12 protein-coding genes are annotated in these 15,568 nt (G+C 64.2%); 6 read left to right on the top strand and 6 right to left on the bottom strand.

Going from position 1 to position 15,568, the window contains the following annotated elements; all coding sequences use genetic code 11:
• Window position 1 precedes the first annotated feature (1 nt).
• Entirely contained in the window at window positions 2-1,381 is a 1,380-nt protein-coding gene (locus APH28_RS17970; protein WP_060511657.1) for an APC family permease, read from the bottom strand.
• A gap of 315 nt (window positions 1,382-1,696) precedes the next feature.
• Between APH28_RS17970 and APH28_RS17965 the strand changes: the two genes are divergently transcribed.
• Together APH28_RS17965 and APH28_RS17960 are read left to right on the top strand one after the other, a co-directional pair.
• Window positions 1,697-3,190 (top strand): aldehyde dehydrogenase, encoded by a 1,494-nt coding sequence (locus APH28_RS17965; RefSeq protein WP_060511656.1) that lies wholly within the window; start codon window positions 1,697-1,699, stop codon window positions 3,188-3,190.
• 71 nt (window positions 3,191-3,261) lie between these two features.
• Window positions 3,262-3,762 (top strand): peroxiredoxin, encoded by a 501-nt coding sequence (locus tag APH28_RS17960; protein ID WP_060511654.1) that lies wholly within the window; start codon window positions 3,262-3,264, stop codon window positions 3,760-3,762.
• 49 nt (window positions 3,763-3,811) lie between these two features.
• Here APH28_RS17960 and APH28_RS17955 read toward each other — a convergent pair whose 3' ends face one another.
• From APH28_RS17955 to APH28_RS17945, 3 genes are read right to left on the bottom strand one after another with little or no spacing between them, the layout of a single operon-like run.
• Window positions 3,812-5,377 carry a DHA2 family efflux MFS transporter permease subunit gene (locus APH28_RS17955; protein WP_060511652.1) on the bottom strand — a complete coding sequence of 522 codons (1,566 nt, stop codon included), beginning with the start codon at window positions 5,375-5,377 and terminating at the stop codon, window positions 3,812-3,814.
• The gene (locus APH28_RS17950; RefSeq protein WP_060511650.1) at window positions 5,374-6,510 is read right to left on the bottom strand and encodes an HlyD family secretion protein; all 1,137 of its coding nucleotides are present in this window, start codon (window positions 6,508-6,510) and stop codon (window positions 5,374-5,376) included. The genes APH28_RS17955 and APH28_RS17950 overlap by 4 nt, the downstream gene beginning before the upstream one ends.
• 44 nt (window positions 6,511-6,554) lie before the next feature.
• Window positions 6,555-7,346, bottom strand: coding sequence for an SDR family oxidoreductase (locus APH28_RS17945; protein ID WP_060511648.1), 792 nt, complete (start codon window positions 7,344-7,346; stop codon window positions 6,555-6,557).
• Between the two features lie 119 nt (window positions 7,347-7,465).
• Here APH28_RS17945 and APH28_RS17940 point away from each other — a divergent pair, with 119 nt between their 5' ends.
• Window positions 7,466-8,407 (top strand): GlxA family transcriptional regulator, encoded by a 942-nt coding sequence (locus tag APH28_RS17940; protein ID WP_060511646.1) that lies wholly within the window; start codon window positions 7,466-7,468, stop codon window positions 8,405-8,407.
• A 79-nt stretch (window positions 8,408-8,486) separates the two neighbouring features.
• Here the strand turns inward: APH28_RS17940 and APH28_RS17935 are convergent, their stop codons facing one another.
• Together APH28_RS17935 and APH28_RS17930 are read right to left on the bottom strand one after the other, a co-directional pair.
• Window positions 8,487-11,027 (bottom strand): HWE histidine kinase domain-containing protein, encoded by a 2,541-nt coding sequence (locus tag APH28_RS17935; protein WP_060511645.1) that lies wholly within the window; start codon window positions 11,025-11,027, stop codon window positions 8,487-8,489.
• A 63-nt stretch (window positions 11,028-11,090) separates the two neighbouring features.
• Window positions 11,091-12,014: a LysR family transcriptional regulator gene (locus tag APH28_RS17930; protein ID WP_060511643.1), complete on the bottom strand. Its 924-nt coding sequence runs from the start codon at window positions 12,012-12,014 to the stop codon at window positions 11,091-11,093.
• Between the two features lie 103 nt (window positions 12,015-12,117).
• Here APH28_RS17930 and APH28_RS17925 point away from each other — a divergent pair, with 103 nt between their 5' ends.
• The 3 genes from APH28_RS17925 to APH28_RS17915 all read left to right on the top strand — a co-directional run bounded on the left by APH28_RS17925 (window position 12,118) and on the right by APH28_RS17915 (window position 15,498).
• Window positions 12,118-12,870 carry an SDR family NAD(P)-dependent oxidoreductase gene (locus tag APH28_RS17925; RefSeq protein WP_060511641.1) on the top strand — a complete coding sequence of 251 codons (753 nt, stop codon included), beginning with the start codon at window positions 12,118-12,120 and terminating at the stop codon, window positions 12,868-12,870.
• Window positions 12,871-13,011: 141 nt separating this feature from the next.
• Complete coding sequence (locus tag APH28_RS17920) at window positions 13,012-13,650, top strand: dTMP kinase (RefSeq protein ID WP_060511639.1); 639 nt, start codon at window positions 13,012-13,014, stop codon at window positions 13,648-13,650.
• A gap of 90 nt (window positions 13,651-13,740) precedes the next feature.
• On the top strand, window positions 13,741-15,498 hold the full coding sequence (locus tag APH28_RS17915) for an amidohydrolase (protein ID WP_060511637.1): 1,758 nt from the start codon (window positions 13,741-13,743) through the stop codon (window positions 15,496-15,498).
• Window positions 15,499-15,568: the final 70 nt, after the last annotated feature.

Raw genomic sequence — 15,568 nt, 5'->3', positions numbered from 1 at the left:
ACTACTCGGCCATCTGCAGCTCGGGCAACTTCACCCGGAACGCCTTGGTCAGCCCCAGCAGGCAAAGGAAGCCCACGCCCATCCAGCACAGGCCAATGGTGAAGGACATGCTCGACAGGCTGGTCCACAACCAGATCGTGCTGAGGAACCCGAGCGCGGGAATGGCGCCATACATCAGGCAGTTGCGCATCCCTCGCAACTGTTGGTCCACCAGGTAGTGCTTGACCACCGCCAGGTTCACCGCCGAGAAGGCGAACAGGGCGCCGAAGCTGATCATGTTGGCCACGGTGTCCAGGGTGATGAACAGCGCCACCAGCGACAGCAGGCTGACCAGCATGATCGCTGTCGCCGGCACGCGCTTTTTCGTCACCAGTTGGCCAAACACCCGGGGCAGTGCGCCATCACGCCCCATGGCGAACAGCACCCGCGACACGCTGGCCTGGGACACCATTGCCGAAGCGAAGCAGCCGGCCACATAGGTCGCGGTGAAGGCCGTCACCAGCATCTCGCCGCCGACCCGGCGCATCACGTCCACCGAGGCCGAGTCCGGGTCGGCAAAGCTCGCCCAGTCGGGGAAGACCATCTGGGCAAAGTACGACACCACCAGGAACAACAGGCCACCGATCACCGAGACCGCCATGATCGCCTGCGGAATGCGCCGGGTCGGGTTGCTGGTTTCCTCGGCCATGGTCGACACCGCATCGAAGCCGAGGAACGACAGGCACAGCACTGCCGCCCCGGTCATGATCAGCGGCACGCTGAAGCCTTCGTGGTGGAACGGCGCCAGCAGCGAGACCGGCGCGGCCTGGCCGCTCATGTGGCGCACCGACAGGGCGACGAACACCACGATGAACACCAGTTGTGCCACCACCAGGATCCAGTTGACCCGGGTGATCGACTCGATGCCGATCAGGTTGAGGAAGGTCACCAGGGCAATCGACCCGGCCACCCACACCCAGGCATGGATGGCCGGGAAGTACTCGGACATGTAAATGCCGATCAGCAGGTAGCTGAGCAGCGGCAAGAAGATGTAGTCGAGCAGCAAGGTCCAGCCGGCGATGAAGCCGAAGTGGCTGCCGAACGCCTTGCGCGTGTAGGTGTACACGGAGCCGGAGTAGGGATGGGCCTGGACCATGCGGCCGTAGCTGTAGGCGGTCAGCAGCATGGCGGCGAGGGTGAGCAGGTAGGCGATGGGCAGGTGGCCCTTGGTCATCTGGGTGACCAGCCCGTAGGTGGTGAAGACGGCAAGCGGGACCATGTAGGCGAGGCCGAACAGCACCAGTGCGGTCATGCCCATGGACTTTCTGAAACGACCTGAAGTGTTGCCGGGGGGCGCAGGCTGATGGGGATGGGGCTGAGCTGTATTTGTTGTTGTATGCATGGCTGACTCCTGAAAGGGGATGCAGGAAGCTGCAGTAGGCGAGCGGGCTCGCTACTGGCGAAGGCATTGGGATGAGGCTTGGGAGGGCGCTTGGAATGGCGCGGCTCGAATGCTCCCACACTCGGGGAGGCCTCGAAATCACCCTTTGGGGGGACCATGCTGCGCCAGTCGCGTAATCCCTGGTGCGCGGCACTGGCGAGTATTTTCCTCTGCAAGGGGCAATAAAAAGCTGGTTTCGCCAGGTCCGCGGCTGGGCCAAGAATAGTTGCCAGACCCATAACAATCGGACCGCACGGACGGTCGTCAGGAGTGTGTATGTACGATCTCGGATACTGGCAACAGCGCGCGGCAGGCCTGAGTTTGCGAGACAAGGCCTTGATCGGCGGGCGCCAGGTCGGTGCCGCCAGGGGTGCAACGTTCGACGCCATCAACCCGGCAACCCATCAGGTGCTCGCCCGCGTCGCCGCCTGTGACCAGGCCGACGTCGACCTCGCCGTCAGCACGGCGCGCAAGGCATTCGAGCAAGGGCCGTGGCCGCGCATGGCGCCGGTGGAGCGCAAGAAGGTGCTGCTGCGCCTGGCCGAGCTGATCATGGCCCACCGCGAAGAGCTGGCGCTGCTGGACTCGCTGAACATGGGCAAGCCGGTCATGGACGCCTACAACATCGACGTACCGGGTTCGGCCCACGTCTTCGCCTGGTATGGCGAGGCGCTCGACAAGCTGTACGACCAGGTCGCACCGACCGCGGCCAACGCCTTGGCCACCATCACCCGCGAAGCGCTGGGCGTGGTTGCCGCAGTGGTACCGTGGAACTTCCCGCTCGACATGGCCGCCTGGAAGCTTGCCCCGGCACTGGCAGCGGGCAACAGCGTGGTGCTCAAGCCCGCCGAACAATCACCGTTCTCGGCCTTGCGCCTGGCCGAACTGGCGCTGGAAGCCGGCCTGCCGGAAGGCGTGCTCAACGTGGTCCCGGGCCTTGGCGAAACGGCGGGCCGCGAGCTGGGCCTGCACCCGGACGTCGACTGCCTGGTGTTCACCGGCTCCACCCAGGTCGGCAAGTACTTCATGCAGTACTCGGCACAGTCCAACCTCAAGCAAGTGTGGCTGGAATGCGGCGGCAAGAGCCCGAACCTGGTGTTCGCCGACTGCCAGGACCTGGACCTGGCGGCCGAGAAAGCCGCCTTTGGCATCTTCTTCAACCAGGGCGAAGTGTGCTCGGCCAACTCGCGGCTGTATGTGCAGCGCTCGATCCACGACGAATTCATCGAGCGGCTGCAGGCCAAGGCCCGCCAGTGGCAGCCTGGCAACCCGCTGGACCCGGCCAGTCGCGCGGGTGCCATCGTCGATGCCGAGCAGGCCACGCGCATTGCCCGGGCCATCGGCCAGGCCCGCGAGGAGGGTGCACGCCTGGTCTGTGGCGGGCAGCGCCTGACCATCGGGGCTTCGGACAACTTCATCGAGCCGACCATCTTCGCCGGCGTCGACAACCGCATGAGCCTGTCCCGGGAGGAAGTCTTCGGCCCGGTGCTGGCGGTCAGTGCATTCGATACCGAAGAAGAGGCGATCCGCCTGGCCAATGACAGCATCTATGGCCTGGCGGCGTCGGTGTGGAGCGATGACCTGAACCGTGCGCACCGGGTTGCCCGTGCACTCAAGGCCGGTACGGTGTCGGTCAACACGGTCGATGCGCTGGACGTGACCGTGCCGTTTGGCGGTGGCAAGCAGTCCGGGTTCGGTCGCGACCTGTCGTTGCATTCGTTTGACAAGTACTCGCAGCTGAAGACCACCTGGTATCAGCTGCGCGGCTGAGCATCATGTACCAGAGGGGGTGGGTTGCTGCATCATACCAGCCTCGACCCTTGCCTAATCAGGAGACAGCGATGATCAAGCCCGGCGACCGACTGCCCGACATCAAGCTCTACGAGTACAACCACGACGAAGGCACCTGCCCGATCGGCCCGAATGCCTTTTCGGTGCGTGAACGCTGCAAGCAGAAGAAAGTAGTGATTTTCGCTTTGCCAGGCGCGTTCACGCCCACCTGTTCCGAGCGTCACGTCCCAGGTTATGTCGCCGCGGCGCCAGAGCTGTTCGCGGCGGGCGTTGACGAGATTCTCTGCGTTTCGGTCAACGATGCCTTCGTCATGAGCGCCTGGGGCAACAGCCTGCAGGTGGGCGATGCGGTAAAAATGATCGGCGACGGCAATGGCGAGTTCAGCGAGGCGCTGGGGCTGAGCCAGGACCTTTCGGCCCGTGGCCTGGGGCGGCGTTCGCAGCGCTATGCCATGCTGGTCGACGATGGCGTGGTCAAGCACCTGGCCGTCGAAGCACCTGGCAAGTTCGAGGTCAGCGATGCGCAGAGCCTGCTGGCCGTGGTGCGCTGATTCAGCCCACCAGGCCTTCGCCACCCGCCTGACAGATGCCCAGGCGCGATCAATGGGCGTCAGCCGACGGTTGCCGCGGTGGCTGGACCTTGCGCATCAACGGTACCAGTAACGTGGCGATCGCGAAGCACACCATGATCACCAGGAAGGCGTCGGCGTAGGTCAGCGTCTGCGCTTCACGCCAGGTCAGTGCCAAGAGCTGATGCAGCGCAGTCTGGCCAGCATCCAGACTGTTCTGGCCCAGTGCCTGGGCATCGCCACGCCATTGCTCGAGCCAGGTGTTCATGGTTTCGTTGCGCACGTTCAGGTGCTCAGCCAGGCGCAGAAAATGCAGGTTGGTGCGGTCGTTGAGTATCGTGGCGCAGGCCGCGATGCCCAGCGCGCCGCCCAGGTTGCGCATCAGGTTGAACAGGCCCGAGGCGAGTTTCAGCCGTGCCGGCGACAGCGCACCCAGGGTCAGCGTGACTGTCGGCGGCACCGCCATCTGCTGAGCGAAACCCCGAATGGCCTGGGGCAACAGCAGCTCCCTGGCGCCCCAGTCATGGGTAATCGGCGAAAAGTCCCACATCGAGATGCCGAACAGCGCCAGGCCCAGCATCAGTATCCAGCGCAAGTCCACACGGTTGGCGAGAAAGGCGTAAACCGGGATGGCCAGTAGCTGGAACACGCCGGTAGAGAACACTGCCAGGCCGATATCCAGGGCACCGTAGCCGCGCACACGGCCGAGGAACAAGGGCGTCAGGTAGATGGTGGCGAAGATGCCAATGCCCGTGATGAACGAAAACAGGCAGCCCAGGGCAAAGTTGCGATCGCGCAAAGCATGCAGGTCGACGATGGGTTCTGCGACCCTCAGGCTGCGCCAGACGAACAGTACGCCACACAGGCCTGCCAGCCAGGCCGTGGTGGCTATCGTACGGTCGCTGAACCAGTTCCAGCGCGGGCCTTCTTCCAGGGTGTACTCCAGGCAACCGAGAAACACCGCCATCAAGCCCATCCCCAGGTAATCGGCACCTTTGAGCAACCCCAGGTTGGGCTGGTCGACCCTAACCAACAGGGGGACGGCGACGGTGACGAAAATGCCGGGCGCCAGGTTGATGTAGAACAACCAGTGCCAGGAAGAAACATCGGTGATCCAGCCGCCGACTGCGGGGCCGAGCGTGGGCGCGAGCGAGGCGATGGCGCCAATCACCGAGGCGGCGATCACCCGTTGCGGGCCGCTGAAGTAGATGAATGCCGTGGTGAACACCAGCGGGATCATCGAACCACCCAGAAAACCTTGCAGTGCGCGGAACGCGATCATGCTCTGGATGTTCCAGGCCACTGCGCAGAGCAGGCTGGTCAGGGTAAAGCCGGCGGCCGAGGCGGCAAACAACCAGCGCGTGCTCATCACCCGCGATAGCCAGCCAGACAACGGGATCACGATGATCTCGGCAATCAGGTAGGCCGTTTGCACCCAGGCGGTGTCATCCGCCCCCGCAGAAAGCCCACCGCCGATGTCCTTGAGCGACGCCGAGACAATCTGGATATCGATCAGGGCAATGAACATCCCCACACACATGCAGGCGAAGGCCATTACCTTCTGGCGGGAGGTAAGGGCTGGCCGTGCACTGTTCATGGCCGGCCTGCCATGGCAACGTCCGCTGGCGGCGCCGGCAAGGCCCTGGTATCGACTTCGGCAAGCACCGAAAGGCCAGGGCGCAGGGCGCCGAAGTCGGCATCGGTCTCTGCCAGGCGGACACGCACCGGCACGCGCTGCACGATCTTGGTGAAGTTGCCGGTGGCGTTCTCCGGCGGCAACACACTGAACTGCGCGCCGGTGGCTGGCGCAATGCTCTCGACGCGGCCATGGAAGGTACGGCCCGGCAGGATGTCGGCGGTAATGCTGACGGCCTGGCCCACTTGCATGCGTGCCAGCTGGTCTTCCTTGAAGTTGGCGTCGACCCACAACCCGTGGGCCGGTACCACCGAAATCAGTTGGCTGCCTGCCGCAGCATAGGCGCCGACCTTGGCTCGGCGATTGCCGACATAGCCGTCGACCGGCGCACGCAGTTCGGTGTACCCGACATTGAGCCGGGCCTGTTCCCGGTCGGCTTCGGCCTGGGCCAGTGCCGCCCGTGTCTGCTGGCGTTGGGTGTCGATCACCACCAGCTGCTGGCGTGCGGCCAGCAGGCCGGCTTGCGCGTGCACGCGGTCAGCTTGCGCGGTTTTCCAGGCCGTGTCGACGCGCTGGGCGCTTTGCACCGAGACCGCCTGGCTTTGCACCAGGCTTTGATAACGTGCCCTGTCGTCCATGGCCCGCTGGGCTTCGGCGCTGCGGGCGTCGATCTGGGCTTTGGCCTGGCTGATGACCGCCTGTTGCAGCAGTTCGACGGCGTCGAGATTGGCCAGGCGCGCACGCTGCGCTGCCACGGCGCCGTCGGCTTTGGCCAAGGCGGCGTTGTAGTCGCGCACGTCGATCCGCGCCAACAGGTCGCCGGCCTTGACGAACTGGTTGTCGACGACGGCGACTTCGCTGATGTAGCCGGGGACCTTGGCACTGATCACGGTCACCTCGGCGCCCACGTAGGCATCATCGGTGTCTTCGATGAAGCGGCCGCTGGCCCACCAGTGGCTGGCGTAGGCCATGCCGGCGACGATTGCCAGCGCCAGGGCGCCCAGACGCAGGCTGGTGGCTCGGCCAATGGGTTTGCCGAGCGCGGTGTCGCTGTGCTGGACCGCGCCGGGTTCAATATCCACCTGAGCGTTCATGACGGTCAGTCCTCTGTCTGCGCTGGGTCAGGAAGTGGATGGGCTCACACCCTGTAGCGCGCTGCAGGTACTCGCGACGACAGCTGCGGCAACAGCTTTTGCCGTGCGGCTTCATAGGCATCCAGGTCGGCAATGTCCGGTAGCGCCGGAACGGTGGCGAACTCGCCAAGGTCGAGGCCGACCAGGGCGGCATCGACCATGTCGGCCGCAGACATGACGATCGCGCTGGGCAGTTCTTCGACAGGTTTGCCGGATGTGGCCCAGAAGTCGGTGGCCGTCGCGCCAGGCAGCACCACTTGCACCTGCACGCCGAGGTCCTTGAGTTCGCTGCGCAGCGACTGGCTGAAGGCGTAGACATAGGCCTTCGAGGCCCCGTAAACGCCGTTCAGGACTTCCGGGGCGATGGCGACGATCGAAGCGATGTTGATCAAGGTACCGCCGCCGCGTGCCACCAGCCCGGGAATGGCTGCGTAGGTCAGGCGAGTGAGCGCCTGCACGTTGAGTGTGAGCAGGTCATCCAGGGTGTCGATGTCGGATTCGAGCAGTGGCTGGATGGCCCCCATGCCGGCGTTGTTGACCAGCATCGTGATGCTGGCATCGGTGCGCAGGATAGTTTCAACCCGCGACAGGCCGGCCTGGTTGCCAAGGTCTGCCACCACCACCTCGATGGACCGCCCGGTGGCGTCGGTCAGGCGCTTGGCCAGTGTATTGAGGGGCGCTTCGCTGCGGGCGACCAGGATCAGGTCGTAACCGCGGCGGCTGAGCCGATCGGCATAGATCGCCCCGATGCCGGAGGAAGCGCCGGTGATAAGTGCGGTGCCCATCTGCTTGTTCATGGCTGTCTCCAGGGGTTGCCCGTACACGGGTTGTGCGCCGGGTATGGAAGACATCCTATGGCCTTGTGATCATGCCTTAAATGTCATATAAGACACCTTTTAGGACATGGTGAATTGCGATGCACACCCTCGGTTTTGTGGTCCTTCCTGGCTTTCAGCTGATGGGGCTTACGGCGATCACGGCATTCGAGATCGCCAACCTGACCTTGGGCAAGCCTGCCTATGAAGTCACACTGCTGTCGGAGGAGGGCGGGCTGGTCATGTCTTCGGCGGGTTTTCGCGTTGACACCCGCGCTTTCGTCAGCGGTCAGGTGTTCGATACCGTGATGTTCGGCTCCGGGACATCGGTGATGCCGGTCACGGCCGGCCTTGCCAGTTTCGTGCGCGCGTCGATGCAGACCGCTCGCCGGGTTGCCGCGCCGTGTGTCGGCGCCTTCGTCCTCGCAGAAAGCGGTGTGCTCGATGGCCGGCGGGCAACCACCCATTGGCTGTTTGCCAAGCAACTGCAGGAGCGCTACCCCAAGGTCAAGGTCGAGCCGGACCGGATCTACATCATCGACGGCCCGGTGTGGACCTCAGCAGGCATGACCGCAAGCATCGACCTGGCGCTGGCCATGATCGAGAAGGACCATGGCCTGGAAACCGCCAGGGTCGTTGCGCGCAAACTGGTGGTTTATCACCGCCGCGCCGGCGGGCAGTCGCAGTTCTCGGTGCTGCTGGACCTCGAACCGAAGTCCGATCGTATCCAGAAGGCACTGGATTACGCCCGGCGCAACCTGAGGAGCACCTTGAGCGTAGAGGAGCTGGCCGAGGTCTCGCACCTGAGCCCCAGGCAGTTCAGCCGCGCATTCACCGCGGAAACGGGCCAGTCGCCGGCCAAGGCGGTGGAGCACTTGCGGGTCGAGGCGGCGCGGATGCTGCTCGAAGACAGCGGGCATTCTATTGAGGTTGTAGCCAGGGAGGCAGGCTTTGCCGACCGGGAACGGATGAGGCGGGCGTTCCTGCGTACGATTGGCCAGACCCCGCAAATGATCCGCCGCAGCGGAACGCCGTTGGGCTAAGCGGCTGCGCACACAGTGGGCCTGCGGCAGGCGCAGACTCGCCGCCAACCTGGCGTTCTCGGCGTTCATTGCCCGGTGATCAAGGCTGCAGCAGAGTGTGCAGGTTGGCCAGAATGGTATTGGCATCGTAGGGCTTGCGGATTACCGTCACCTGCTGCAGATGCTGCGCAATGTTGACGCCATCGCCATACCCGGTGGCGAACAGGAACGGAATACCGCGCCGCACCAGTTCATCGGCCACGCACATCGAAGTGCCGGTGCCCAGGTTGATATCCAGAATCGCGGCATCTGGCCTGCGGATACCCAGCAGCCTCATGGCTTCATCCTCGGAGCCGGCCGTGATGACATCGGTGACCCGGGCGTCGTTGAGTATCTGCTCCAGCCCCACGGCAATCACCAGTTGGTCCTCGAGAATCAGCACACAGGCATCCGTGCGCGCAGCCGGCAGGTTGCTCGGCTGCGCCAATGCCGTGGCAGGGCTTGGCGCTTCTGGCGCCGCAGCCACCGAGAGATGCCTGGCGGGGATTCTGAGCAAACCCCGAAGCCCCTCGGGCAGGTATTCGACGCAACTGGTGCCGCCCAGGTCGAAGGGGATGCTGCGGTCGATCAGCACCGTACCGAAGCCACTGCGGCTTGGCGGGCGAACCGTTGGTCCGTTGCTTTCGCGCCAGATGATGTCACAGGCATTGCCCGCGTCCACTGTCCAGCTCACGCAGAGCCTGCCGCTGGCCTGCGACAGCGCACCGTACTTGGCCGCGTTGGTGGCCAGTTCGTGCAGCACCAGGGCCATCACCGAATAGGCGCGGGCGTCGAGGATCACATTCGGCCCGGCCAGCTCGATGGCCTCGGCCGAGGTGCGATAGGGCGATAGCTCGGCTTCGAGCAACGTCGCAAGGCGACCGCCGCCGTCGCCGCGCACGACCTGGTCGTGGGCCAGGGACAGCGCGTGGATGCGGCCTTTGAGCGTGGTCACATAGTCCTTGAGCGTCTGGCTCTCGGACGTCGGGTGGGCCACCAGTGCACCGATCGGCGACAGGATGTTCTTGACCCGGTGGTTGAGCTCTTCATTGAGGATGCGCTGGCGCACTTCGGCCTTGGAGCGCTCGTTGGCCAGCAGTTCGCTGTTGTGCAAGGCCACTTCGACGATGGCTGTGCGAATGGCCTCGCCGAACTGCCGGTCCTGTTCGTTCCAGGGCAGTGACTGCTGGCGCACCGTCTCTTTCCAGATCGCGAAGCTCTTGCGCGGCGTCAGGCGGTCGCCCAGCGCGCCGCTGTCGTAGGTCTTGTTCGGGTCGCCGGCCCAGTCGAGTGTCTCGACCACTTCCTTACGGAACAGCATGAGGTAATCCCTGGGCTGCTGCGACATCGGGATGATCAGCACGCCGGAGACGTCGGTGGAGTAGTCCTTTGCCACCGGGTGCGCCATCGACAGCCGGTTGGACGCCCAGGTTTTGCCTTCGGTGACGCCTTGCGCCAGGCCCAGCAGGTCAGGGATGGCCATTTTTGGCGGGGTCAGACCGGTCGAGGTCCAGCGCCCCTGTATGGACATGCCGATGCCGTCGCAGGGGATCAGCGACTGGAATTCGCCCAGGCGCGAATGGAAGAACGCCTCGATGTCGGTGGCATGGCTGGCGTCGCGTAGCAGCGAGTCCAGTGCCTTGTGCACGTTGACGGCCGCTTCGAGGTTCTGCCGGGTTCGCAGGGTTTCGATGTGCAGCGAGAAGAACTCGCCGAACATTTGCGCGGCCACCCGCTGCCCCATGGCCAGGGTGCGCGGCGCGTAATGGTGGCAGGCGATCAGCCCCCACAGCGCGCCATCGACGATGACCGAGATCGACATCGAGGCGCCCACGCCCATGTTGGTCAGGTATTCGCAATGGATCGGCGAGACGCTGCGCAAGTGGGCGTAGGAGAGGTCCAGGGGTTCGCCTGACGGGTCCAGTACCGGGTCGATGGCGACGGTCTTGAACGTGGCGTCGGCAATGATCCGGATTGGGTTGCGCAGGTACAGGGCGCGGGCCTGCTGGGGGATGTCGGAGGCCGGGAAGTACTGGCCAAGGAAGCTTTCCAGGTCACCCCGCTTGGCTTCTGCCACGACCTTGCCGGCGCCGTCGCTACCCAGCTGGTAGATCATCACCCGGTCATAACCGAGCACCGCCCGCACGAAACGGGCGGCGTCGCGGAACAGCTTGTGGGGCTGGTCGACGTCGCGCAGCTGGGCGATCAGCGTGCGCGTCAGTTCGATGGGCTCGGCAATGCTGGCGCCGGCGGGCTCGAACTCGATGATTGCGCTGCCCTTGAACACATGGGCCGAGATATCGAATGCCTGGCCTGAAGGCAACTGCACGCTGAACGTCTGCGAGGGCCGCGAGCCTTCACGGGTACGGGCAAGGGCGTTGCGCAGGGTGTGCGCCACTTCATCACCCAGCATGGCGTGCAGCTTCTGGCCATTGATCTGGCCAGTCACGCCCAGCATCTCTGGCAGATTCACCGAATGGCGCAGCACCACAGTGGCTGACGCATCGCAGGCGAGCAGGCAGCCGTGGGGTTGAATGCTGCCTGGAACCTGGATCGGCTCGCGATCGCAGTTGGTCAGGTTTATTTCGGGGTGGGTGGTCATTGGGCCCGTGCCTGGGAAAGAGAGAGAAACACGTCGCGTACAGTACCGTAGAAAGCGCGGACGCTACCCGGACGGCTGCAATTGCCACTGCGGATTCGCCAACCGTTCGACGAAGAAGTCGGCCAGTGCCTGGACCTTGCGCGGCCGTGTGCGCGCGGAGGGGGTCACGAAGTACAGCCCGCCCTGGGTCATTCGCCATTCGGGCAGCAGCTGTGCAAGGCGGCCATCGGCCAGGTATTGGGCAGCGATGAATTCCGGTAATTCGGCAATCCCCATGCCTGCCAGCAAGGGCGCGATCAGCGCATCCGAGTTGGTCACCCGCAGCGGCCCATGGGGCACCACGTCGTGCTCGCTGCCATCAGCGTGGCTGAAGCGCCACACCTGGCTACGGGCGCGATAGGCGTAGCTCATGCAGGCGTGGTCGGCCAGCTCACGCGGGTGCGTGGGCTGGCCATGGCGGGCAAGGTAGGCGGGGGCCGCCACCAAGAACTGGCTAACCGGACAGATGCGCCGCGCCACCAGCGATGAATCGGGCAGGGCGGCGATGCGCAAGGCGGCATCGAAACCCTCCGCGACCAGGTCGACGGTAGCGTCGGACAGGTGCAAGTCGAGTTCCAGGCCGGGGTATTGCGCCAAGAGCTCGGGCAGCAGCGGCGCAACCCAGCGCAAGCCGAACGCCATCGGCACGGCCAGGCGCACCAGGCCACGTGGCTGCACCGACAGCTCCTGGGCCTCGCTTTCCATTTCTTCGGCCTGGCGATACAGCGCACCGGCTTGCTCGACCATGCGCTGGCCGAACTCGGTCAGGGCGAGCTGGCGCGAGGTGCGGTTGAACAGGCGTGCCCCCAGGCGCGCTTCAAGGCGCGCGACCGCACGCGAAACCGTGGGCACGGAAACGCCCATGGCCCGTGAGGCGGCGGCGTAGGAGCCTTCTTCGGCCACTTTGGCGAACATCGCCAAGCCTTCGAAATCCGGGATTCTTGGCATTTCATTTCTGCAATGATGGCTTTCAAATGATTCTATTTTGAAATCATCCGCCAGTCGATACGCTTCTCCCAACAGCCACTCACCCCCTCAACGGAGAAACACCATGAGCAAGAAACTCGAAGGCAAGATCGCACTGGTCACTGGCGGCACCACTGGCATCGGCCTGGCCACGGCAAAACGCTTTGCCGAGGAGGGTGCCCATGTCTTTATCACCGGGCGCCGTCAAGCTGAGCTGGACAAAGCCGTGGCGCTGGTTGGCAATGCCACCGGTATAGCGGTCGACTCCACCCGGCTGGAGCAGCTGGATGAACTGTATGCCCGCATCGGCAAGGAAAAGGGGCGCCTGGATGTGCTGTTCGCCAACGCTGGGGGTGGCTCCATGCTGCCTTTGGGCGACATCACCGAGGCCCACTATGACGACACCTTCGACCGTAACGTGAAGGGCGTGCTGTTCACGGTGCAGAAGGCACTGCCGCTGCTGGCGCAGAACGCCTCGATCATTCTGACCGGCTCCACGGCCGGCAGCTCCGGCACTGCGGCGTTCAGCGTGTATTCGGCGTCCAAGGCCGCCGTGCGGGCCTTTGCCCGTAGCTGGATCCTGGACCTGAAGGATCGGGCAATCCGGGTCAACACCCTCAGCCCAGGCGCAACGCGTACACCAGGGTTGGTCGACCTTGCCGGCCCGGATGCCGGGCAACAGCAGGGCCTGCTGGATTACCTGGCCGCTCAGGTGCCACTGGGACGGGTAGGCGAGCCGGTCGAGATCGCCAACGCGGCGGTGTTCCTGGCCAGCGATGACTCCAGTTTCGTCAACGGTGCCGAGCTGTTCGTGGATGGTGGCCAGGCGCAGGTCTGAGCATCATGACGGCCAAATACGGGTGGAGTACACATGTACTCCTGCCCGTAAACGGCCATTAAGCTGACGGGCGAGACCGTGGCCCTCTTTCCGTGCATCATGGTCGTCTCGATATCCAGTCAACGTGCAAGCAGTACTGAAATGAACCGTCCGCTATTTGTTGCGCTAGATGGCCCGAAGGGCACCGGCAAGACCACGCTGCTGGAGGCCGTTACCCACGCCTTGAGGGCAGACAACAAAAAGGTGATCCGGCTGTGCGAGAAAAAGAGCGACCCCTTCAGAGGGGAAACCATGGCACTGGTCAACCAGCTGGTGAGAAACCCCTGTCGGGATCTGGAGTTGAAGGTCTGTGCGCGCCTAGCCGATAGCCGCGCCTGGATTTCCCGCAATGTGCTGCCCAGGCAACCCGCGGACAGCATCATCCTGATCGATCGCTGGTACCCCTCCGATGCCGCGTTTCGCCGGTCAGTCCCGTTTGTCGACATTCTGCAGATGAACCACGAGCGCGACGTGCAAGTGCCAGACCTGCATGTCGGGGTGGTCACCTCGCCTGAAACGTCGTGGGCAAGGGCGGCGGCTCGTAACCGCGGGCTGGGCAGTACGGTCATCCACAAGCTGGCTGAGCAGATCGCCTGTACCCAAGCCTTCGAACGGGCGGTTGCCGATCACGGCTGGGTGCTGTGCCGCAATGAAGGCACAATCGCCGACGCGACGAGCCAGGTGGTCGGCGAAATCCAGCGCGTGCTTCAGCTGCTGCGCCCTTCGGCGATTCTTTCCTGATTGCAAAAAAAGTTGTGCCTGCCGCCCCGTTTAACCGGCCTGGCGGCTTGGCTAGGCTGCGCCTCGATCAAAACAAGAACGAGGCATCGAATGAACAAGCAGCTCCTGAGCATGGCGATCACTGCGGGACTCGCGTGCACCTCTCTACCCGGTTTGGCCGCAGTGGATGTGATCCTGCACAACGCCAAGGTCTATACCGCCGAGCCAGGCCAACCCTTGCAGCAGGCCGTCGCAGTGGAAGGCGAGAAGATTGTCGCAGTGGGCTCCAACCAGGACGTGCTGCGCCTGAAGACCAATGCCACCCAGGTGATCGACCTCGGCGGCAAGGTGCTGATGCCGGGCATGCTCGATTCCCATTCCCATGCCATCAAGGGTGGGCTGCAACTGGAGTTGGCCAACCTCGCGGGCGAGCAGATTCCGCTCGATGCACTGGAGCAGCGCCTGCGCGAGTGGCGCGACAACGGTAAAGCCCGGCGTGGCGAGTTCCTTTCTGTCGGGGGCCTGCCAGGCACCTACTGGGACGACATCGCCGCGCTCGAGCAACGCTTCAACCATGGCGAATGGGCCGATCAGCCGATCCTTTTCGCCGCCAACGACATGCACACCGGCTGGGCCAACCAGGCCATGCTCAAGCGCGCCGGGATCGATGCCAGCACCATTGCCGCGTTGCCGGCTGACGCGCGCAACACCATCGGCCAGCACCCCGACGGCACGCCCAACGGCTTTCTTGCCGATGCCAGTTACTACCCGGCCACCGACCTGCTGCCGCCCTTGAGCCATGAAGTGCTGATGACCGCAGGGCGCCTGGCGGTGAACTACTACAAGGCGCTGGGCATTACCGGCTGGATGGATCCGCTGGCCAACGAGCTGCCCGGGGCCGACGTGAAAAACGACTCGCTCGGCTTGCTGCCGGTGTACAAGGACCTTTCCGAGCGGGGCGAGCTGACCGTCCACGTCGCGGCGCTGCTGATGGCCAACGCCAAAGCGCGCCCGTCGGACCTGGATGAGCTGGACAAGGTACGCCAGCAATTTCTCGGCGTGCATAACCTCACGTTACCGGGCATCAAGGTATTTGCCGACGGCGTGGCCGAAGCCCCCGCGCAAACGGCAGCGATGCTCGAACCCTACAAGAATTCGGGCCTGCGCGGCGAGCTGCTGCTGGACCCGGCGACCTTCGGTGAACTGGTCAGCGCGGCCGACGCCCGTGGCTGGCTGGTGCACGTGCATGCCATCGGCAACCGTGCGGTGCGTGAAGCGCTCAATGGCATCGCCCAGGCCCGCCGTGACCGCAACAGCGGTATCGCGCACTCGATCACCCACCTGCAGATGGTCAGCCCGCAAGATTATCCACGCTTCAAAGCGTTGAACGTGATTGCAGCGATGCAGCTGTACTGGGCTGCGGCCGATGAATCGAACATGACGCTGGTCAAGCCTTATGTCGACGCCATGGCCTTCATGCATACCTACCCGGCGCGCTCGTTGCTCAAGCAGGGAGCGACCCTTTCGGGCGCGAGCGACTGGCCGATCACCACGCCGGAACCGTGGAAAGCCATTTACCAGGCGGTAACCCGCAAGGGGCCGAAGGGCGTGCTCAACGCGGGCGAAGCCATCGACCGTGAGCAGATGTTCCAGGCCTACACCCTCAACTCCGCCAAGGCCATGCGCCTGGACCAGCAGGTGGGCTCACTCAAGGTCGGCAAGCTGGCCGACATGATCGTTCTCGATCGCGATGTGTTGACCGTTCCACCCGAAGCACTGCGCGACACCCAGGTAGAGCAGACCTGGTTCGCGGGTAAGCAGATCTACGCCGGCCCGACTGGGCTGGCTGCCGCTGCCCTGATTCGCTGATTCGAGGCGCCCGGTTTGGAACAGGAATTGCTGTAAGCCTGCAAGACGCCACAACGTGGGTAACGCGGCC

Origin of the sequence: Pseudomonas sp. NBRC 111124 (assembly GCF_001320245.1) — a bacterium.
Classification (GTDB): Bacteria; Pseudomonadota; Gammaproteobacteria; order Pseudomonadales; family Pseudomonadaceae; genus Aquipseudomonas.
Note: the sequence above shows the minus strand (reverse complement) of the source record. Positions and strands in the feature narration are given on the sequence as shown.

Coding starts and splice junctions, on each gene's coding strand:
- APH28_RS17955 (WP_060511652.1), bottom strand. CDS start 5,377: ATGAACAGTGCACGGCCAGCCCTTACCTCCCGCCAGAAGGTAATGGCC.
- APH28_RS17915 (WP_060511637.1), top strand. CDS start 13,741: ATGAACAAGCAGCTCCTGAGCATGGCGATCACTGCGGGACTCGCGTGC.
- APH28_RS17925 (WP_060511641.1), top strand. CDS start 12,118: ATGAGCAAGAAACTCGAAGGCAAGATCGCACTGGTCACTGGCGGCACC.
- APH28_RS17950 (WP_060511650.1), bottom strand. CDS start 6,510: ATGAACGCTCAGGTGGATATTGAACCCGGCGCGGTCCAGCACAGCGAC.
- APH28_RS17930 (WP_060511643.1), bottom strand. CDS start 12,014: ATGCCAAGAATCCCGGATTTCGAAGGCTTGGCGATGTTCGCCAAAGTG.
- APH28_RS17970 (WP_060511657.1), bottom strand. CDS start 1,381: ATGCATACAACAACAAATACAGCTCAGCCCCATCCCCATCAGCCTGCG.
- APH28_RS17945 (WP_060511648.1), bottom strand. CDS start 7,346: ATGAACAAGCAGATGGGCACCGCACTTATCACCGGCGCTTCCTCCGGC.
- APH28_RS17965 (WP_060511656.1), top strand. CDS start 1,697: ATGTACGATCTCGGATACTGGCAACAGCGCGCGGCAGGCCTGAGTTTG.
- APH28_RS17935 (WP_060511645.1), bottom strand. CDS start 11,027: ATGACCACCCACCCCGAAATAAACCTGACCAACTGCGATCGCGAGCCG.
- APH28_RS17920 (WP_060511639.1), top strand. CDS start 13,012: ATGAACCGTCCGCTATTTGTTGCGCTAGATGGCCCGAAGGGCACCGGC.
- APH28_RS17940 (WP_060511646.1), top strand. CDS start 7,466: ATGCACACCCTCGGTTTTGTGGTCCTTCCTGGCTTTCAGCTGATGGGG.
- APH28_RS17960 (WP_060511654.1), top strand. CDS start 3,262: ATGATCAAGCCCGGCGACCGACTGCCCGACATCAAGCTCTACGAGTAC.